18 protein-coding genes are annotated in these 18,649 nt (G+C 56.5%); 5 read left to right on the forward strand and 13 right to left on the reverse strand.

The genetic code is table 11. The annotated features are described in order from the left end of the window. Window positions 1-9: 9 nt before the first annotated feature. From pspG to ABLV30_RS21045, 3 genes are all read right to left on the reverse strand, one after another. Entirely contained in the window at window positions 10-252 is a 243-nt protein-coding gene (gene pspG / locus ABLV30_RS21035; protein WP_014227543.1) for an envelope stress response protein PspG, read from the reverse strand. Between the two features lie 140 nt (window positions 253-392). Beyond that, the gene (gene dusA, locus ABLV30_RS21040) at window positions 393-1,391 is read right to left on the reverse strand and encodes a tRNA dihydrouridine(20/20a) synthase DusA (RefSeq protein ID WP_086074011.1); all 999 of its coding nucleotides are present in this window, start codon (window positions 1,389-1,391) and stop codon (window positions 393-395) included. A gap of 104 nt (window positions 1,392-1,495) precedes the next feature. Then, window positions 1,496-1,984, reverse strand: a complete 489-nt coding sequence (locus tag ABLV30_RS21045; protein ID WP_014227541.1) for a cupin domain-containing protein — start codon at window positions 1,982-1,984, stop codon at window positions 1,496-1,498. Window positions 1,985-2,185: 201 nt separating this feature from the next. On the opposite strand from ABLV30_RS21045, the gene zur reads away from it, so the two are divergent. Beyond that, a complete protein-coding gene (gene zur / locus ABLV30_RS21050) occupies window positions 2,186-2,701 on the forward strand; it encodes a zinc uptake transcriptional repressor Zur (RefSeq protein WP_004097781.1) in 516 nt (171 codons plus the stop codon). 342 nt (window positions 2,702-3,043) lie between these two features. Here zur and ABLV30_RS21055 read toward each other — a convergent pair whose 3' ends face one another. From ABLV30_RS21055 to ABLV30_RS21070, 4 genes are all read right to left on the reverse strand, one after another. Beyond that, window positions 3,044-3,253 (reverse strand): CsbD family protein, encoded by a 210-nt coding sequence (locus tag ABLV30_RS21055; protein ID WP_004137568.1) that lies wholly within the window; start codon window positions 3,251-3,253, stop codon window positions 3,044-3,046. A gap of 136 nt (window positions 3,254-3,389) precedes the next feature. After that, window positions 3,390-4,706: an MATE family efflux transporter DinF gene (gene dinF, locus ABLV30_RS21060; protein ID WP_265800777.1), complete on the reverse strand. Its 1,317-nt coding sequence runs from the start codon at window positions 4,704-4,706 to the stop codon at window positions 3,390-3,392. 72 nt (window positions 4,707-4,778) lie between these two features. Then, entirely contained in the window at window positions 4,779-5,387 is a 609-nt protein-coding gene (gene lexA, locus ABLV30_RS21065) for a transcriptional repressor LexA (protein ID WP_004097774.1), read from the reverse strand. A gap of 122 nt (window positions 5,388-5,509) precedes the next feature. Beyond that, a complete protein-coding gene (locus ABLV30_RS21070; RefSeq protein WP_014227539.1) occupies window positions 5,510-5,878 on the reverse strand; it encodes a diacylglycerol kinase in 369 nt (122 codons plus the stop codon). Between the two features lie 129 nt (window positions 5,879-6,007). Here ABLV30_RS21070 and plsB point away from each other — a divergent pair, with 129 nt between their 5' ends. Beyond that, on the forward strand, window positions 6,008-8,431 hold the full coding sequence (gene plsB, locus ABLV30_RS21075; RefSeq protein WP_025107704.1) for a glycerol-3-phosphate 1-O-acyltransferase PlsB: 2,424 nt from the start codon (window positions 6,008-6,010) through the stop codon (window positions 8,429-8,431). 98 nt (window positions 8,432-8,529) lie between these two features. Here the strand turns inward: plsB and ubiA are convergent, their stop codons facing one another. The 5 genes from ubiA to malK all read right to left on the reverse strand — a co-directional run bounded on the left by ubiA (window position 8,530) and on the right by malK (window position 13,697). Beyond that, on the reverse strand, window positions 8,530-9,399 hold the full coding sequence (ubiA, locus tag ABLV30_RS21080; protein WP_004097768.1) for a 4-hydroxybenzoate octaprenyltransferase: 870 nt from the start codon (window positions 9,397-9,399) through the stop codon (window positions 8,530-8,532). A gap of 12 nt (window positions 9,400-9,411) precedes the next feature. Continuing rightward, window positions 9,412-9,909 (reverse strand): chorismate lyase, encoded by a 498-nt coding sequence (gene ubiC, locus ABLV30_RS21085; RefSeq protein WP_014227537.1) that lies wholly within the window; start codon window positions 9,907-9,909, stop codon window positions 9,412-9,414. Window positions 9,910-10,097: 188 nt separating this feature from the next. After that, the gene (malM, locus tag ABLV30_RS21090) at window positions 10,098-11,015 is read right to left on the reverse strand and encodes a maltose operon protein MalM (RefSeq protein ID WP_014837132.1); all 918 of its coding nucleotides are present in this window, start codon (window positions 11,013-11,015) and stop codon (window positions 10,098-10,100) included. Between the two features lie 111 nt (window positions 11,016-11,126). Next, window positions 11,127-12,416 (reverse strand): maltoporin, encoded by a 1,290-nt coding sequence (locus ABLV30_RS21095; RefSeq protein WP_014227535.1) that lies wholly within the window; start codon window positions 12,414-12,416, stop codon window positions 11,127-11,129. Window positions 12,417-12,587: 171 nt separating this feature from the next. Further along, on the reverse strand, window positions 12,588-13,697 hold the full coding sequence (gene malK, locus ABLV30_RS21100; protein ID WP_004097762.1) for a maltose/maltodextrin ABC transporter ATP-binding protein MalK: 1,110 nt from the start codon (window positions 13,695-13,697) through the stop codon (window positions 12,588-12,590). 370 nt (window positions 13,698-14,067) lie between these two features. On the opposite strand from malK, the gene malE reads away from it, so the two are divergent. From malE to malG, 3 genes are all read left to right on the forward strand, one after another. After that, window positions 14,068-15,258 (forward strand): maltose/maltodextrin ABC transporter substrate-binding protein MalE, encoded by a 1,191-nt coding sequence (malE, locus tag ABLV30_RS21105; RefSeq protein WP_014227534.1) that lies wholly within the window; start codon window positions 14,068-14,070, stop codon window positions 15,256-15,258. Window positions 15,259-15,444: 186 nt separating this feature from the next. Then, window positions 15,445-16,989, forward strand: a complete 1,545-nt coding sequence (gene malF / locus ABLV30_RS21110; protein ID WP_025107705.1) for a maltose ABC transporter permease MalF — start codon at window positions 15,445-15,447, stop codon at window positions 16,987-16,989. A gap of 14 nt (window positions 16,990-17,003) precedes the next feature. Then, window positions 17,004-17,894, forward strand: a complete 891-nt coding sequence (gene malG / locus ABLV30_RS21115; RefSeq protein WP_004097756.1) for a maltose ABC transporter permease MalG — start codon at window positions 17,004-17,006, stop codon at window positions 17,892-17,894. Window positions 17,895-18,084: 190 nt separating this feature from the next. Here the strand turns inward: malG and psiE are convergent, their stop codons facing one another. Then, window positions 18,085-18,495 carry a phosphate-starvation-inducible protein PsiE gene (psiE, locus tag ABLV30_RS21120; RefSeq protein ID WP_004097754.1) on the reverse strand — a complete coding sequence of 137 codons (411 nt, stop codon included), beginning with the start codon at window positions 18,493-18,495 and terminating at the stop codon, window positions 18,085-18,087. Window positions 18,496-18,649 lie beyond the last annotated feature (154 nt).

The raw sequence follows: 18,649 nt of genomic DNA on the forward strand, positions 1-18,649 counted from the left end.
CTCAATACCTTAGTAGCGCCAGCGGTTATTAGCGCGATAACGGTTGTCGGTTGGTGATTTTATCGCCCGAATCACCCAAACCACAACAACGGCCAGCAGCAGCCACGGCAGCAGTTTAATCATTAACGCAAACAGACCGCCGACAAACATCAGCGCGGTCGCGACCACAATCGCGGCAATAATACCCAGCAGTGAAATGCCGGTGACCAATAACATGACAAAAAAGCCAATAACGAATAAGAGTTCCAGCATCGTCTTTCCCCTAAAGAAATTTTATCTACCTTACCGGATATTACAAAAATCGTGCCAAATATAATCTATTGAATAATAACAAAAACGCCCGGCACGATACGTGCAGGGCGTGGTGAATTTGACCAGGTTTTAGTGAAAAACTAACGCTTGTCGGCAACCAGTTTCAGCGCCTGTTCCAGCACGTTGATGTCCGCCCCGGCTTTATGCGCATTTTCGCTCAGATAGCGACGCCACTGGCGCGCGCCGGGGATCCCCTGAAACAGCCCGAGCATATGGCGCGTTACGTGCCCCAGATAAGTACCGTTGCTAAGCTCGCGTTCGATATAGGGATACATCGCCCGGACCACGGAAACCGGGTCAGCATCGACGCCTTCCACGCCGAAAATTTCCCGATCCACCGACGCCAGAATGCCTGGATTCTGATAGGCCTCACGGCCCACCATTACGCCGTCCATATGCGCAAGATGTTGTTTTGCTTCTTCCAGCGACTTAATGCCGCCGTTAATCGCCATCGTCAGATGCGGAAAATCACGCTTCAGCTGGTAAACGCGCGGATAGTCAAGCGGCGGGATCTCGCGGTTTTCTTTGGGGCTCAGCCCCGAAAGCCACGCTTTGCGCGCATGGATGATAAACATCTCGCACTCGCCTTTCCCGGATACCGTTTCGATAAAATCACACAGAAACCCGTAGCTGTCCTGGTCATCAATGCCGATACGGGTTTTCACCGTGACCGGGATCGACACGACGTCGCGCATGGCTTTAATACAGTCTGCCACCAGTTGCGCGTTCCCCATCAGGCAGGCGCCGAACATACCGTTCTGCACGCGATCGGACGGGCAGCCAACGTTCAGGTTAATTTCATCGTAGCCGCGCGCCTGCGCCAGCTTCGCGCAGTGTGCCAGCGCAGCCGGATCGCTGCCGCCGAGCTGCAGGGCGACCGGATGCTCTTCTTCGCTGTAGGCCAGATAGTCGCCCTTGCCGTGAATAATCGCACCGGTGGTCACCATTTCGGTGTACAGCAGCGTGTGGCGCGACAGCTGACGCAGAAAATAACGGCAGTGTCTGTCGGTCCAGTCGAGCATCGGCGCGATGGAAAAACGGTGAGCGGCGAAAGCAGTAGGCGTTGAATCTGACATCATGGCGAATAAATAAGCATCCGGGTAAAAAGGGGCGCTACTATAGCACAAAGATAAACCACTGACGCATAGCGTCAGCGCTCACCTTTTTTATCCCGCAATAAACGCTATATTTTCCGTGGCTTCCCGTCGTGAGGGCCAAAAAACTGCGGCGGATGGTCAACCCAGCGATCCTGTCGCGTGGCGGCATAGCCGGGGTTAAGCGGGTAGTAGATGCGATTAAATTTCTTATTTGCCTCGCCAACGACTAACAGGCGAACCTCCTGCTCGGTGTTATTGAGGAAGGTGTGGCAAATGCCGGTTCCGGCAGGAAAGCCGACGCTATCCCCCGGCTCCAGCTTCCAGAGATAGCCGTTAATCCACACTTCCGGATAGCCTTCCAGCACGTAGATAAACTCTTCTTCGTCGCTCTCCGCATGCGGATAAGAGGTTCGGCGTCCGGGCGGTAGACGCTCATGGTGGATCCCCAGGCGATTCAGCCGCAGGCCCCGCGCCAGCGGCGCGCCGATGGAGAAAAGCTCAGTACTGTCGGGATAGGTGGAATCATCCACGCCTTCCAGTTCACGCCAGTGTCGAATGCAGTCAGGTCGTTTCATCGTTTTCTCCCGAAAATGAGATGCATCAGGTATAGCATAAGGTGGCAAGGTTGAGCGACCCCAGGAGCGCGGCTGGGACGAATTGGCGCAGCCAGCGCGCAGGTAACGTGAAGTGTGACGGGTATAGCCCGCCGGGTCTCGGCGTTTTACCGGTATCGTGATAAAGTAACAGTTTCAGATTCACGCAACCAGAGGACGCTCATGGATAAGACCACTTCGCAACAAATGTTAGCGCATGCTGAAAAGCTGTGCGCGCAGCGTGGCGTGCGCCTGACCCCGCAGCGCCTTGAAGTATTGCGTTTGATGAGCCTGCAGCAAGGGGCAATCAGCGCCTACGACCTGCTCGATCTCCTTCGTGAAAAAGAGCCTCAGGCGAAACCGCCGACGGTGTACCGGGCGCTGGAGTTTTTACTCGAGCAAGGGTTCGTGCATAAGGTGGAATCCACCAATAGCTACGTGCTGTGTCACCTTTTCGATCAGCCGACCCACAGCTCGGCGATGTTTATCTGCGACCGCTGCGGCGGCGTCAAAGAAGAGTGTGCGGAAGGCGTCGAAGATATTATGCATACGCTGGCGGCAAGAATGGGATTCGCCCTGCGCCACAACGTCATTGAGGCTCACGGCCTGTGCGCCGCCTGCGTCGAGGTTGAATCCTGCAGTACGCCGGGCCACTGCCACCACGACCATACCATCCAGATCAAAAAGAAAGCCCGCTGAGGCGTTAGCCGCAGCGGGAATCAAGGGTGTATACCCGTCATACTTCAAGTTGCATGTGCGTTGGCTTTGTTACTCGGCTCATCCATGAGCCTCGCCCTTCGGGCCGCCGGGATACGACGTTCAAATCTGTTCCAGACAGATTTGTCGCTCACCCCAGTCACTTACTGGAGTGAGCTCCTGGGGATTCTCTGCGTTGCCGCGTTACTCGGCCTGCGGCCTCGCCCCTCCGGGGCCAGCGCAAGCGCTGTTCAAAGCACGAGTGCCTTGTCCTGCAACTCGAATTATTTAGGGTATAAATCGTTAGAGCAGGCAATAGTAAGGGGTTAAAACACGGCGTTTTCGCTACCAGCGATAGTCGTTTTTGGTTTCCCAGTCGGTCACTTCTTTCTCTGCCTGGTCTTTGGCGTAACCGTAACGTTCCTGAATTCTGCCCACCAGCTGGTCGCGTTTGCCTTCAATGACGGTCATGTCATCGTCGGTCAGCTTGCCCCATTTTTCCTTCGCTTTACCTTTGAACTGTTTCCAGTTACCGCCGATTTCGTCTTTATTCATCATGCATTCCTCATCGTTCGGTTATCGTTCGGTGAATGAACAGCCCGCTGTGTGCCGGACATGACTTAACTATAGATGAGTATTCTGAGTAAGATTTATTATTCGGAATCTTTAACCATCATATGCACCAAATGCATTACGAAAACCAGGTTCCGCGCTGCCAGTGGCGCTGCCAGATAACCGCCAGAGAAACGCCGCGCAGAGCGAGAAAGACCGTCAGCGCCAGCCACAGTCCGTGGTTGCCGAGCGTCGGTACCGTCAGCAGCGTCAGGGCAAACCCCGCCGCCGCTACCGCCATGCTGTTGCGCATCTCCGCCCCCCGCGTCGCGCCGATAAACATTCCGTCCAGCAGGTAGCACCAGACGCCAATGACCGGCAGTATCATCTGCCAGACCAGATAGCGGTCGGCCAGCTGCTGCAGCGAAGGCAGCGAGGTCAGCAAAGCGATAATCTGCTCACCGGCAAGGCCGTAAATCAGCGCAAACGCCAGCGCCACCATCCCTGACTGGCGGCAGGCCGCGTGCCAGACGGCAAGCAGCTGGCTGTCGTCGCGCGCGCCGTAGGCCTGCCCGGAGTGCGCCTCAACGGCGTAGGCAAAACCGTCCAGCGCATAGGCGGTAAAGGTCAGCATCGTCATGAGGACCGCATTGACCGCGACGACATCGGCGCCAAGGCGGGCGCCAAATACCGTCACCGCCCCGAAGCAGAGCTGTAGCAGCAGCGAGCGCAGCATGATGTCGCGATTCAGCGCCAGCAGGCGGCGTATATCTCCGCGCCAGGCGTTTTTCAGCATCGATAGGGAAACGCCGCGCAGCGCCAGCACGCGTCTCGCCATCAGCAGGCCAATAAAGAAAGTGACGTATTCTGCGGTGACCGTCGCCAGCGCCGCCCCCTGCACGTTCATATGCAGGCCCATCACCAGCCATAAATCGAGCACGATGTTGAGGACGTTGCCGACTACCAGCAGGATCACCGGCGCTCTGGCGTACTGCACGCCCAGCAGCCAGCCCAGCAGGACCAGATTCGCCAGCGATGCCGGCGCGCTTAGCCAGCGGAGCTCCAGGAAGCGTCTGGCCTGTTCGAGCACGGCTTCGCTACCGCCGACGATATGCAGCGCCAGGTCGATTAACGGCATCCGTAAGAGCACAATCGCCGCCCCGGCGGCCAGCGCCAGAACCAGCGGCTGCACCAGCGCACGCGCCAGCCGCTGCGGATCTTTTGCGCCAAACGCCTGCGCCGTCAGTCCGGTGGTACTCATTCGCAGGAACAACAGCAGCATAAAGAGGAAGCTGGTCGCCGTTGCGCCAACCGCCACGCCCCCCAGATAAACCGGGCTGTCGAGGTGGCCAATAACGGCGGTATCCACCAGCCCCAGCAGCGGAACGGTGATATTGGAGAAAATCATGGGCAGCGCTAAGCGCCACAGGGCTTTGTCGGCGGCGTTAAAAAGCATGGAGAAAGAGCCCAAATGAGGAAAAACGGCGCAGCATCATGCATCAGGTGATGATGCCGCGAGGTGAAGAGATTACTGCCAGTTGCCGTTGCGGATAACGCCAACGGCCAGGCCTTCAATAGTGAAGCTTTGCTCGCGAAGGTCCACCACGATCGGCGAGAATTCGCTGTTTTCCGGCAGCAGTTCAACGACGTTACCCTGCTTTTTCAGTCGCTTCACGGTAACTTCTTCGTCGATGCGCGCCACAACCACCTGGCCATTGCGCACATCCTGCGTTTTATGGACGGCCAGCAGGTCGCCATCAAGAATACCGATGTCTTTCATCGACATCCCGCTAACGCGCAGCAGAAAATCGGCATTCGGCTTAAACATAGCCGGATCGACCTGATAGTGACCTTCGATATGCTGCTGGGCCAGCAGCGGCTCACCCGCCGCGACGCGGCCAATAAGCGGCAGACCCGTTTCTTCTTCCGTCAGCAGACGAATACCGCGGGAGGCGCCGGAAACGATCTCGATTGCGCCTTTACGCGCCAGCGCTTTCAGGTGTTCTTCCGCCGCGTTTGGGGAACGGAACCCCAAGCGCTGAGCAATCTCCGCACGCGTCGGCGGCATGCCCGTCTGGCTGATATGATCCCGAATGAGATCAAACACCTCTTGCTGCCTGGTCGTTAACGCTTTCATTCCGCCCCCTGGGTGTATATACAGTTATGCTGTGAGTATATACAGCTAACGGTGATTTTGGAACCACATTTCACACAAAAATCAGGAGTTTCTTTCCGTTTTGCGAGCCGCTACGCCAGGCGTTAGCGGTAGTTTGCCCATAAAAGCGTTCCCCACGCGATCAGCGCGATGATGATCGCCAGCAATACCGCCGCCGATCCCATGTCTTTCGCTCGCCCCGACAGCTCGTGATGTTCAGGGCCAATACGGTCAACAACCGCCTCAATCGCGCTATTGATAATTTCAACTATCATCACTAGCAGGACCGAGCTAATCAACAGCACCCGGGTGATGGCATCGACGTCTAACCAGCAGGCGATCGCCACGGCAACAACGGCCGCGATGCCTTCCTGACGAAAGGCGGCCTCGTTGACCCACGCCGCCCGGAATCCTTTCCAGGAATACCCTGCCGCTTTAATAATTCGGGTTAACCCAGTGGTATTATTGGCCATCAAACAAACCTTTTTATGTAAATGACGTCAATGAGTGTACGCGTTTGCCGCGTTACAACGGAAATTTTGCGCACTTTCTGTTATTCTTGCGGCGCATTTGCATGATTAACCAGAGGCTTCACATCGTCTATGTCTGGCTGGCAACGAATTTACTATAAATTACTGAATTTACCATTAAGGGCGCTGGTAAAAAGCAAGTCGATTCCGGCACAACCTGCTCAGGAATTAGGCCTGGATACCTCGCGTCCCATTATGTATGTCCTGCCCTACAATTCGAAGGCGGACCTGCTGACGCTGCGCGCGCAATGTCTGGAACATGAGTTACCGGACCCGCTGGAGCCGCTCGAGATCGACGGCGGCCTGCTTCCGCGCTACGTATTTATCCACGGCGGACCGCGCGTGTTTACCTATTACACGCCGAAAGAAGAGTCTATCAAGCTCTTTCACGACTACCTGGATTTGCACCGCAACCATCCCGATCTTGACGTGCAGATGGTGCCGGTTTCGGTGATGTTCGGTCGCGCGCCGGGGCGTGAAAAAGGCGAGGTGAACCCGCCGCTGCGCATGCTCAACGGCATTCAGAAATTCTTCGCCGTCCTGTGGCTGGGCCGCGACAGCTTTGTCCGTTTCTCGCCTTCGGTCTCGCTGCGTAAGATGGCGGACGAACACGGTACCGATAAAACCATCGCCCAGAAGCTGGCCCGCGTGGCGCGCATGCACTTCGCCCGTCAGCGTCTGGCGGCGGTCGGCCCGCGCCTGCCCGCGCGCCAGGATCTGTTTAATAAACTGCTGGCGTCGAAAGCCATTGCCCGTGCGGTAGAAGACGAAGCGCGCAGCAAGAAAATTTCTCATGAAAAGGCGCAGCAAAACGCTATCGCCCTGATGGAAGAGATCGCCGCAAACTTCTCCTATGAGATGATTCGCCTGACCGACCGCGTGCTGGGCTTTACCTGGAACCGGCTGTATCAGGGCATTAACGTGCATAACGCCGAGCGCGTGCGCCAGCTGGCGCATGAAGGCCACGAGATCGTTTATGTCCCGTGCCACCGCAGCCATATGGACTATCTGCTGCTCTCTTACGTCATTTATCATCAGGGCCTGGTGCCGCCGCATATCGCCGCCGGTATCAACCTGAACTTCTGGCCCGCCGGTCCGATCTTCCGTCGCGGCGGCGCGTTCTTTATTCGCCGCACGTTCAAGGGCAATAAGCTTTACTCAACCGTATTCCGCGAATATCTCGGCGAGCTGTTCAGCCGCGGCTATTCGGTGGAGTATTTCGTTGAAGGCGGGCGTTCGCGTACCGGACGCCTGCTGGATCCGAAAACCGGCACCCTGTCGATGACCATTCAGGCGATGCTGCGCGGCGGTAATCGCCCCATCACCCTGGTGCCGATTTACATCGGCTACGAGCACGTGATGGAGGTCGGTACCTACGCCAAAGAGCTACGCGGTGCGACGAAAGAGAAAGAGAGCCTGCCGCAGATGCTGCGCGGCTTGAGCAAGCTGCGAAATCTCGGCCAGGGCTACGTTAACTTCGGCGAACCCCTGCCGCTGATGGCCTATCTGAACCAGCATGTGCCGGACTGGCGCGAGTCTATCGACCCTATCGAAGCGGTTCGCCCTTCCTGGCTGACCCCGACGGTGAATAATATCGCCTCGGATCTGATGGTGCGCATCAATAATGCCGGCGCGGCTAACGCCATGAACCTGTGCTGTACCGCGCTTCTGGCATCGCGTCAGCGTTCACTGACCCGCGAGCAGCTCACCGAGCAGCTGGAGTGCTATCTCGCCCTGCTGCGCAACGTGCCATATTCAGCGGATGCGACTACGCCTGCGGCTTCGGCCAGCGAGCTGATTGACCACGCGCTGCAGATGAACAAGTTCGAAGTTGAGAAAGATACCATTGGCGATATCATCATTCTGCCGCGCGAGCAGGCCGTCCTGATGACCTACTACCGCAACAACATCGCCCATATGCTGGTGATGCCGTCGCTGTTAGCCGCCATCGTCACTCAGCATCGTCGTATTACCCGTGCCGAAATCCTGCGTCACGTCGAGATGTTCTATCCGTTCCTGAAGGCCGAGCTGTTCCTGCGCTGGGAAAAAGCGGAGCTGGCGGGCGTCGTCGATGCGCTGCTCGCTGAGATGCAGCGTCAGGGCCTCATCGCCCTGAACGACGATGAGGTGAGCGTCAATCCGTCTCATGCCCGTTCTCTGCAACTGCTGGCCGCAGGCGCGCGCGAAACGCTGCAGCGCTACGCCATTACCTTCTGGCTGCTGAGCGCTAACCCGTCAATCAACCGCAGTTCGCTGGAGAAAGAGAGCCGCACCGTGGCGCAGCGCCTGTCCGTTCTGCACGGCATCAACGCGCCGGAGTTCTTCGATAAGGCGGTGTTCAGCACGCTGGTGTTGACCCTGCGTGACGAAGGCTATATCAGCGATACCGGGGACGCCGAGCCGGAAGAGACGTTGAAGATCTACCGCATGCTGGCGGATCTGATTACTTCGGATGTGCGATTAACGATTGAAAGCGTTACCCAGGATGAAGCGTAACGTTTAAAGAAATGTCCCGGCCTGCGCCGGGCTACCGGACCCTGCGGTTTTGTAGCCCGGCTAAGGCGTTTACGCCGCAAGCCGGGAAACCCACAGCGCTACTGCATATATCCCATCGCCAGGCCGAGAAACAGCACCAGCCCCACGTAGTTATTGTTCATAAACGCCTTAAAGCAGGCATCGCGTTCGCGTTTAAATATCAGCTTCTGCTGCCAGGCAAACAGCGCCGCGGCGATAAACAACGACCAGTAATACTCCCAGCCCAGCCCGCTCAGCCAGCCTACCGCGGCCATCAGACCCAGTACCGCCACCTGTAAAATACCGATGATTAAGCGATCGTTGTCGCCAAAGAGAATCGCCGTCGATTTGATACCGATTTTGACGTCATCATCACGATCGACCATCGCATACTGGGTATCGTAGGCCACCGCCCACAGGATATTGGCGAGGAACATCAGCCAGCAGCTCAGCGGCAGCGATTCGCTGACCGCCGAAAAGGCCATCGGGATCGACCAGCCGAACGCCGCGCCCAGCACGACCTGAGGCAGGTGGGTATAGCGCTTCATAAACGGATATACCCATGCCAGCGCCAGCGCCGCTACCGACAGCAGAATGGTCATGGTGTTCAGGGTCAACACCAGCAGGAACGAAAGCAGCACCAGCACGACAAACAGCGTCCGCGCCTCCTTTTCGCTAACGTCGCCGCTCGGCAACGGGCGGCGGGCCGTCCGTTTGACGTGGCCGTCAAACTTGCGATCGGCATAGTCGTTGACCACGCAGCCTGCGGCGCGCATCAGCCAGACGCCAGCGACAAAAACGGCGAGGATCCATAGCGGCGGTATCCCCGGCGTCGCCACCCACAGCGCCCACAGCGTCGGCCACAGCAGCAGCAGCGCGCCAATCGGTTTGTCAGTACGCATCAGGCGGTGAAACGCCAGCAGCTTGTTCTGCGTCAGACTCCACTCCATTTCATTTTCCTCTTAATACAACGGCGATGCAGGCAAAAACAGTTCCGTCAGCAGCAGCGGTTTGCCGCTCAACCGGAGGCGGGAACGACGCCCCCACAGCTCTGCATGACGACCAATTTCAATAAAATCACGGGTTAGCGTCGATGACGTGAAGAGATAGCGGCCCAACGGCGTTTGCCCCAGCTGTTGCAGCGCCAGTTCGGGGCCGCTCAGCGTTGATTCGGGCACTATCGTGCGCCCGGCCAGCCAGGGTTCACCGTTGGCGCAAAGAATGATTTCCCGCAGCCAGTAGCGGGGTTCGCTCGGTAACAGGGGCGCCTCACCGGCCAGCGCGTCGCGTCCAACAAAACCTTCGTTAACCATGATGACGCTGACTTTCTTCCCCTGCTGCTCAAAGCGTTTGGTCATTGAGTCTTCCAGCAATAGCCAGTCGCGCAGATGCGCATCCAGCGGGGGCATAGCGGCAAAATAATGCAGCGCACGCAGTTGCGTAAGCGCAGGATGTGGCATGCCTGAATCTCCGGTACATAACGTAAAGGTATTGTATCGCAGAATGGGGCATCGGGGGCGGGCAAACGTCAATATACGATCATCCGCGCAACAGCCGTGCAACAGAGGCTGCGGCGCGCTAAAAAAAAGTGCGCCCTGACGGACGCACCTAAAGGCTGTGCCTAAACATCAGCATTGCGGGGAGACGGTCACCCCTTGCCTTTTACACTGCTGATAAAGGTGGAACGAGCAGATTTCGAGCCAAGACGTTCAGCTTCGTTCATCAATTTCAGGGCCTTATCGATATCGCCTTTCGCAACCGCCTGCTTAATGCCGTTGTTGAAATAGGTTTCGGTGTCATCAAGCATCGGTTCGCTTTTCGCCGCCGGAGCCGGGGCCGGCGCGACAACCGGCGCGGCGGTATTGCCGACGGTCACCGGGCCATTGCCGGAAGAGCCAAACAGTGGACCAACCAGCACGCTGGAGCCGCTATTGGTTTTGACTTTTAGCTTCAGCACGCCATCGGTGGTGTGGCGGGCAATCGGGTCTGGAATATCCGGCACGGCATTGCCCGCGCCTTTAGCGTAAGCTTTCGCCGGATCCAGCAGAGTCGTGGTTTGTTGTAGATCTTTTTCCGTCGTAAAGACCAGCACGTAAAGCTTCTGCTGCCCCAGCGCCGGGGTCAGGCGCATGACGCCTTCAAGCCGATCCGCGGTCATTACGCCGGGCTGCTGATAGGTAAAATAGCTGCTGGGGAAGAACGCGGATGGCGTCATATTCTGATCGAGAATCAGCACGTTCGGCGCAAAAATCTGTTTTTGCTTATTCACTTCGCTCGTGAGCGTCAGGGTCAGTTCGCCAATATTCGCCGGAACGCTCCAGGCCGCAACCGGGCCGGAGATGCCGGCAACATCCAGGCGCTGGCCGCCCGTGAGTAAATCAACGGTCTGCGTTTTAGATTGATCGACTGGCGTCCAGACGAGCTGCTGCAGGGCAGCGCCGGGGATGGCGGGCGCTGCGCTGGTGTTTTGCGGGACAAAGTTGACGTCGGCAAGGCTCATTCCCGGCGCGCATGCCAACATTCCTGCGGATAAACACAGGGCGACGAGAGTTTTCTTCATTTTCATTGTTCTCACCTCGGATAGCGTAGGTTTAGCGGTGGCCAGGCAATAGCGCGCTAATCCTGAAGAATCAGGAGGGGCAGAGCCCCTCCGTGTCACTACATGATTACGGCGGTGTTACCACCAAACTTCCATCTGCGCACCGAAGGTCACTTCGCTATCGTTACCGCGGCTGGAGGTGTAAACCCCGTTACCGCTGCCGTCTTTAGTCTGCAGACCGGAGGTGTTGCTGTAGCCCCAGTTCTCATCCCATTTTGCGTAGGTCGCGAAAATACGGATTGCCGGGCGAGACCAGACGCTGTTACCCGCCTGCCATTGCTGGGCCAGGGTAATTTTGTACTGGTTGTTGTTTTCGCTGGTGCGCTGAGATTTCACGTTGTCGTAACCGACTTCCAGCTGGGTGCTCATGATCGGCGTCCATTTGTACATCGGACGAACACCGACGGTGTACCAGGTAGAACCGTTGTTGCTGTCCAGGTCCACGTCCTGGTACATCGCAACGTACATCAGGCCCCAGTCATCGTTGAAGTCCATCGCGCCGTGATCCAGAACGCGGATCATGCTGCCGTTGTTATCGATGCTGGTTCCCTGGGAGTGACCGCTGTTCCAGGAGGTCATCGAGTCGGTCGCATACTGAACAACAAACTTGTTGAAGCCGCCCCAGATAGACTGAGTATGTTCACCGGTGAACATCCAGCCGTCTTTTGATGCGCCATCAACCAGACGGTAATCGTCCTGCGGGTTAGCGCGGCCATAATCCACGCCTAACTCCAGTACGCCGCCCGGGTTGATTTCCATACCGGCCAGACGCACGTCAAAGACGTCGTTTGCGGTTTTAGCAGCAAATTTCTTGGTGTCATCGCTGGAGAAAGTGTAAGAACCGCCGCTTTCTGAGTTACGCGTGGCCGCCAGAGAGAGTTTACCGAAGCCGAGGTCAACGTTTTCCAGACCCGCACCCGGGCCGGAGATATCCCAGTAGTAGAAGTCGATCATGTGAACGTCATGACGCTGGTAGAAGCGCTTACCGGCCCACAGGGTAGAACCCGGCAACCAGTCAATCAGGTTTTTACCCTGGATGTTAGCTTCACGAAACGCCGGAGAGGTACTTTCCCAGTCATCTTCCTGATTTACGGAATAAGCGACGTTAGTATCGAAATAAAAACTCTTATCACCTTCTTTCCACAACTCCTGGCCCAGCTTCAGTTCCGCATAGGTTTCACATTCGTTGCCAAGACGGTATTTGCTTTGAGCACCCGTGGCTTTGAAGCACTGTTGCTCACCGCCGCTGCCGGTCCAGCCGATACCAGAACGAGCGTAGCCGTGGAAATCAACGGCCAGCGCCTGAGCAGACATAACGCCTGCCGCAACGGCGACCGCCAGTGGAAGTTTGCGCAGAGTAATCATCATTCTATCTCCTGAGATCATTGCTTTTCTTTGAACACTTCACCCTTCGGGCTGCCTCTTTGTTGGCTGCGCTCACTCACCCTGGTCACGTACTTTTGTACGCTCCCAGGGATTCATTCCCTTGCCGCCTCGATGCAGCGCGAATGGTTTTGTGTTTTTTTTTAGTTAGAAGCCTTACACGCCCGGCTCTTTATGCAGCCGACGACAAGCGGTGCCATCCTCACGGAATAAATGGCAGCGCTCCGGCGGCAAACCGATGGCGAATGTGGCTCCCTCTTCTACCAGCACCACGTCGTTCTGGCGGTAAACCAGGTTTTGACGGATGGATGGGATCTGGATATGAATTTGCGTTTCGTGGCCGAGCTGTTCGACCACCTGAACTTCACCTTCAAGGGTGACGTCGGCGATATCGCTGGGCAGCAGATGTTCCGGGCGAATCCCTAAGGACATGTTGGCGCCGACCTGAACGCGGGCGCTGTCCACCGGCAGCCAGACCTGCTGACGGTTTGGCAGCTCCACCTGCACCTGCTCAATGGCGGTAGCGGTGACTTTCACCGGCAGGAAGTTCATCTTCGGCGAGCCAATAAAGCCCGCGACGAAACGATCCGCCGGGTAGTGATAGAGTTCGAGAGGCTTCCCGACCTGCGCGACGCGACCGGCGTCCAGCACCACAATCTTGTCGGCCAGGGTCATCGCTTCGACCTGGTCGTGGGTCACGTAAATCATCGTGCGGCCAAGACGCTTATGCAGACGGGAAATCTCAATGCGCATCTGCACGCGCAGCGCGGCATCGAGGTTAGAGAGCGGTTCATCCAGCAGGAACACGCGCGGTTCAGCCACCAGAGTACGGCCAATCGCCACGCGCTGACGCTGACCGCCGGAAAGCGCTTTCGGTTTACGCTCCAGCAGATGGGCCAGCTGAAGAACTTCCGCCACCTGAGTCACGCGCTGGTTAATCAGCTCTTTTTTGGCGCCGGCCAGCTTCAGGCCAAAAGACATGTTTTCCGCAACGGAAAGGTGGGGGTAAAGCGCATAAGACTGAAACACCATCCCGATACCGCGCTCGGCGGGCGGGACATCATTCATTCGGGTATCGCCAATCAGCAGATCGCCGCTGGTCACCGTTTCCAGCCCGGCAATCATACGCAGCAGGGTGGATTTGCCGCAGCCTGATGGCCCAACAAACACGACGAACTCCCCATCCTGGATCTCGAGATTGATATCTTTCGATACCACTACGTCACCCCAGGCTTTCGTTACATTTCGCAGCTGTACGCTCGCCATGCCCTTCTCCCTTCGTTACAACCTGTCACTTAACGACACATTCAAGATGGGCTGACTATGCGGCATTCATAAATAGGGTAAATCCTCCACCCCCCGGCTTTTTTATGGGGGAGGAGGCGGGAGGATGAGAGATTGCTTCTCGCCGCCGGGGGGGACGGACGGACGTCGATTTCGTGATGTAGCCTGCAAAATTGGCCGCCTTTTTATGTGCTCCAGGACTCATAACCGGCATTTCTGCAATGGAGATCACACTATCGGGGGATGGGGCGTAGACATGGGGAGGATGGAAAGAGGTTGTTAAAAAAGGAAACTCATCACCGTTAAGCCACTCAAGTGTATCCACGAGCACATCACCAAATAGGACGGGTATATGAAAATCAAAACTGGCGCTCGCATCCTCGCGCTGTCTGCATTGACCACGATGATGTTTTCCGCCTCTGCCCTCGCAAAAATCGAAGAAGGTAAGCTGGTTATCTGGATTAACGGCGACAAAGGCTACAACGGCCTCGCTGAAGTGGGTAAAAAGTTTGAAAAAGACACCGGCATTAAAGTCTCCGTAGAGCATCCGGATAAGCTGGAAGAGAAATTCCCGCAGGTTGCCGCGACCGGCGACGGCCCTGACATCATCTTCTGGGCTCACGACCGTTTTGGCGGCTACGCGCAGTCCGGCCTGCTGGCGGAAATCACCCCGGATAAAGCGTTCCAGGACAAACTCTATCCGTTCACCTGGGATGCGGTTCGCTATAACGGCAAGCTGATTGCCTACCCGGTTGCCGTTGAAGCGCTGTCGCTGATCTATAACAAAGACCTGGTGCCAAACCCGCCGAAAACCTGGGAAGAGATCCCGGCGCTGGATAAAGAACTGAAAGCGAAAGGTAAGAGCGCGCTGATGTTCAACCTGCAAGAACCGTACTTCACCTGGCCGCTGATCGCCGCCGACGGCGGTTATGCATTCAAGTTTGAAAACGGCAAGTACGACGTGAAAGACGTAGGCGTGGATAGCGCTGGCGCGAAAGCGGGCCTGACCTTCCTGGTCGACCTTATCAAGAACAAACATATGAACGCCGACACCGACTACTCCATCGCGGAAGCGGCATTCAACAAAGGCGAAACCGCGATGACCATCAACGGTCCGTGGGCGTGGTCTAACATCGATAAGAGCAAGGTTAACTACGGCGTTACCCTGCTGCCGACCTTCAAAGGCAACCCGTCTAAACCGTTCGTTGGCGTACTGAGCGCCGGTATTAACGCCGCCAGCCCGAACAAAGAACTGGCGAAAGAGTTCCTCGAAAACTACCTGATGACCGATCAGGGTCTGGATGAAGTGAACAAGGACAAACCGCTGGGCGCGGTCGCGCTGAAATCCTTCCAGGAAAAACTGGAAAAAGATCCGCGTATCGCCGCTACCATGGCTAACGCCCAGAAAGGTGAAATCATGCCGAATATTCCGCAGATGTCCGCCTTCTGGTATGCCGTTCGTACCGCAGTGATCAACGCAGCTAGCGGTCGCCAGACCGTCGATGCGGCGCTGAAAGACGCACAGGCTCGTATCACCAAGTAATACGGTTTCCCTTATTTCTTAGGGAATAAGGTTTGTTGAATACGTTGTTACGCGAAATCATTCGCGCTACATCGAGGCGGCAAGGATGCAAATCCCCAGGCGCTTACATCAGTAAGTGACTGGGGTGCGCATCCGCAGCCAACAAAGAGGTAGCGCGAAGGATAAAGTGTAAAGAGGATGATCCCCATGGATGTCGTGAAAAAGAAGCACTGGTGGCAAAGCCCGCAGCTCACATGGTCTGTGATCGGCTTGCTGTGCCTGCTGGTGGGTTACCTTGTTGTTTTGATGTACGCCCAGGGGGAGTACCTGTTTGCCATCATGACGCTGATTTTGAGCTCGGTTGGCCTGTATATTTTTTCCAATCGCAAGGCCTACGCCTGGCGCTATGTCTATCCGGGTCTCGCCGGGATGGGGCTGTTCGTCCTGTTCCCGCTGATCTGCACTATCGCTATCGCTTTCACCAACTACAGCAGCACTAACCAGCTGACCTTCGAACGCGCCCAACAGGTGCTGATGGACCGCTCCTTCCAGGCGGGCAAATCCTACAACTTCGCGCTTTATCCGGCGGGAGATGAGTGGAAGCTGGCGCTGACCGACGGCGAAAGCGGCAAAAACTATCTTTCCGACGCCTTTAAATTCGGCGGCGAACAGAAGCTGGCCTTAAAAGAGGCAGACGCCCTGCCGGAAGGCGAGCGCGCCACGCTGCGCGTGATTACGCAAAACCGTACCGCCCTGAACCAGCTGACCGCCGTGTTGCCGGATGAAAGCAAAGTCATTATGAGCTCCCTGCGTCAGTTCTCCGGTACCCAGCCGCTGTACGCGCTGGCCAGTGACGGCACGCTGACCAACAACCAGAGCGGCGTGAAATACCGTCCGAACGCCGAGGTCGGTTTCTATCAGGCGATGAACGCCGACGGTAGCTGGGGCAGCGAAAAGCTCAGCCCGGGCTACACCGTGACCATCGGCTGGGATAACTTCACTCGCGTGTTCCAGGATGAAGGCATCCAGAAACCGTTCTTCGCGATTTTCGTCTGGACGGTGGTGTTCTCCGTTCTGACCGTGATTCTCACCGTTGCGGTCGGCATGGTGCTCGCCTGTCTCGTCCAGTGGGAAGCCCTGAAAGGTAAAGCGATTTACCGCGTACTGCTGATTCTGCCTTACGCCGTACCGTCGTTTATCTCGATTCTGATTTTCAAAGGGTTGTTCAACCAGAGCTTTGGTGAGATCAACATGATGCTCAGCGCGCTGTTCGGCATCAAGCCGGCCTGGTTTAGCGACCCGACCACCGCGCGTACCATGATTATCATCGTCAACACCTGGCTGGGCTATCCGTACATGATGATCCTGTGCATGGGCCTGCTGAAAGCGATTCCTGACGATTTATATGAAGCCTCGGCAATGGATGGCGCTACGCCGTTCCAGAACTTCTTCAAAATTACGCTGCCGCTGCTGATCAAGCCGCTGACGCCGCTGATGATCGCCAGCTTCGCCTTTAACTTTAACAACTTCGTGCTGATTCAGCTGTTGACCAACGGCGGGCCGGACCGGCTCGGCACCACCACGCCGGCGGGCTACACCGACCTGCTGGTGAGCTATACCTACCGTATCGCCTTTGAAGGCGGCGGCGGTCAGGACTTCGGCCTTGCGGCGGCTATCGCCACGCTGATCTTCCTGCTGGTAGGCGCCCTGGCGATTGTTAACCTGAAAGCCACACGTATGAAGTTTGATTAAGGGAGATAACGATTATGGCTATGGTTCAACCCAAATCTCAGAAGCTGCGCCTGTTCACGACGCACCTCCTGCTGCTGATTTTTATCGCGGCGATTATGTTCCCGCTGCTGATGGTCATCGCTATCTCTCTGCGCGAAGGGAACTTCGCCACCGGTAGCCTGATCCCCGAAAGTATCTCCTGGGAGCACTGGCGGCTGGCGCTCGGCTTCAGCGTCGAACACGCTGATGGTCGCGTCACGCCGCCCCCCTTCCCGGTGCTGCTGTGGCTGTGGAACTCCATCAAGGTGGCAGGCATTACCGCCATTGGCATCGTCGCGCTTTCTACCACCTGCGCTTACGCTTTTGCCCGCATGCGCTTCCCGGGTAAAGCAACGCTGCTGAAAGGGATGCTGATTTTCCAGATGTTCCCCGCGGTGCTGTCGCTGGTCGCGCTGTACGCCCTGTTTGACCGTCTCGGCCAGTACGTGCCGTTCGTCGGCCTGAATACCCACGGCGGCGTCATCTTCGCCTATATGGGCGGTATCGCGCTGCACGTCTGGACAATCAAAGGTTACTTCGAAACCATCGACGGCTCGCTGGAAGAAGCGGCGGCGCTGGACGGTGCGACCCCATGGCAGGCTTTCCGCCTCGTGCTGCTCCCGCTGTCGGTACCGATTCTGGCGGTGGTGTTTATTCTGTCGTTCATCGCGGCGATTACCGAAGTGCCGGTGGCCTCCCTGCTGCTGCGCGATGTGAACAGCTATACCCTTGCGGTCGGAATGCAACAGTATCTCAACCCGCAGAACTATCTGTGGGGCGACTTTGCCGCCGCGGCGGTGCTTTCCGCCATTCCGATTACCGTGGTGTTCCTGCTGGCCCAGCGCTGGTTGGTTAACGGCCTGACGGCTGGCGGAGTGAAAGGTTAATTTTTTTGTAACACCCGCCCCAAATTTCAGATGAGGGCCGACGGTTTAGCGGTAATGCGCGACCCCAACCGGGTATTACCGCCGTCGCCCTCAGCTGAAAAAGTAAGGCAAATGCCACTGCTATCCTCAACTGGACCCTACATAAATTCTATTTGTGACTGTTGGTCAGCGGCCCTGGAGGCCGCTTTTTTTATTCGCGCTTCAGACGGTTGGAGTTACACAGCCAGAGCGTTATCACCAGAATCAGGATCGCCGCGGAGTAAATCAGCACCGCCATAGGCGACTCATGATCGATAATGATCAGGCGGACGATTGCGGTGATGCCGATATAGACAAAGTAGCGCAGCGGGAAGTGAAATCCCGACTCAAAGTACTTCACTATCAGCGCGATAAACTCGAAATAGAGGAAGTAGACCACCAGCCCTTCCACCAGCTTGTACTTGCTGACAGGCTCCGGGGTGAACAGGACGTGCGCCAGATGCAGCGTCTCCTTTCCCAGAAATACGATCAGAATGACCCCCAGGCACAGCAGGCCAAGATTCAAAACGGTTTGCATTGCGGTTGCAATAAAACTCACCAACGGACGATAAACCGGCGGCATAGGTACACCTCATCATCATGATTTCCTGTGACCTGTATAACGCAAAAATGTGATCCAGATCTACATTTGTGAGTCCCTTCTTTCCACTGCTTGCCTTTCTCATCTCCGATGAAATACGTAAAAAGAGAAATTTTTACTTTCGGCAACGCTGTGA

The sequence above is a fragment of the Klebsiella sp. CN_Kp113 genome, assembly GCF_040064585.1.
Lineage (GTDB): Bacteria > Pseudomonadota > Gammaproteobacteria > Enterobacterales > Enterobacteriaceae > Klebsiella > Klebsiella michiganensis.

Bases quoted from the DNA above. Each gene is read 5' to 3' on its own strand.
- ubiC (WP_014227537.1), bottom strand. From the start codon at position 9,909: ATGCCACATCCTGCGCTTACGCAACTGCGTGCGCTGCATTATTTTGCC.
- dinF (WP_265800777.1), bottom strand. From the start codon at position 4,706: ATGCTTTTTAACGCCGCCGACAAAGCCCTGTGGCGCTTAGCGCTGCCC.
- lexA (WP_004097774.1), bottom strand. From the start codon at position 5,387: ATGAAAGCGTTAACGACCAGGCAGCAAGAGGTGTTTGATCTCATTCGG.
- pspG (WP_014227543.1), bottom strand. From the start codon at position 252: ATGCTGGAACTCTTATTCGTTATTGGCTTTTTTGTCATGTTATTGGTC.
- malF (WP_025107705.1), top strand. From the start codon at position 15,445: ATGGATGTCGTGAAAAAGAAGCACTGGTGGCAAAGCCCGCAGCTCACA.
- psiE (WP_004097754.1), bottom strand. From the start codon at position 18,495: ATGCCGCCGGTTTATCGTCCGTTGGTGAGTTTTATTGCAACCGCAATG.
- ABLV30_RS21095 (WP_014227535.1), bottom strand. From the start codon at position 12,416: ATGATGATTACTCTGCGCAAACTTCCACTGGCGGTCGCCGTTGCGGCA.
- malE (WP_014227534.1), top strand. From the start codon at position 14,068: ATGAAAATCAAAACTGGCGCTCGCATCCTCGCGCTGTCTGCATTGACC.
- malG (WP_004097756.1), top strand. From the start codon at position 17,004: ATGGCTATGGTTCAACCCAAATCTCAGAAGCTGCGCCTGTTCACGACG.
- malM (WP_014837132.1), bottom strand. From the start codon at position 11,015: ATGAAAATGAAGAAAACTCTCGTCGCCCTGTGTTTATCCGCAGGAATG.
- ubiA (WP_004097768.1), bottom strand. From the start codon at position 9,399: ATGGAGTGGAGTCTGACGCAGAACAAGCTGCTGGCGTTTCACCGCCTG.
- zur (WP_004097781.1), top strand. From the start codon at position 2,186: ATGGATAAGACCACTTCGCAACAAATGTTAGCGCATGCTGAAAAGCTG.
- dusA (WP_086074011.1), bottom strand. From the start codon at position 1,391: ATGATGTCAGATTCAACGCCTACTGCTTTCGCCGCTCACCGTTTTTCC.
- ABLV30_RS21045 (WP_014227541.1), bottom strand. From the start codon at position 1,984: ATGAAACGACCTGACTGCATTCGACACTGGCGTGAACTGGAAGGCGTG.
- ABLV30_RS21070 (WP_014227539.1), bottom strand. From the start codon at position 5,878: ATGGCCAATAATACCACTGGGTTAACCCGAATTATTAAAGCGGCAGGG.
- plsB (WP_025107704.1), top strand. From the start codon at position 6,008: ATGTCTGGCTGGCAACGAATTTACTATAAATTACTGAATTTACCATTA.
- ABLV30_RS21055 (WP_004137568.1), bottom strand. From the start codon at position 3,253: ATGAATAAAGACGAAATCGGCGGTAACTGGAAACAGTTCAAAGGTAAA.
- malK (WP_004097762.1), bottom strand. From the start codon at position 13,697: ATGGCGAGCGTACAGCTGCGAAATGTAACGAAAGCCTGGGGTGACGTA.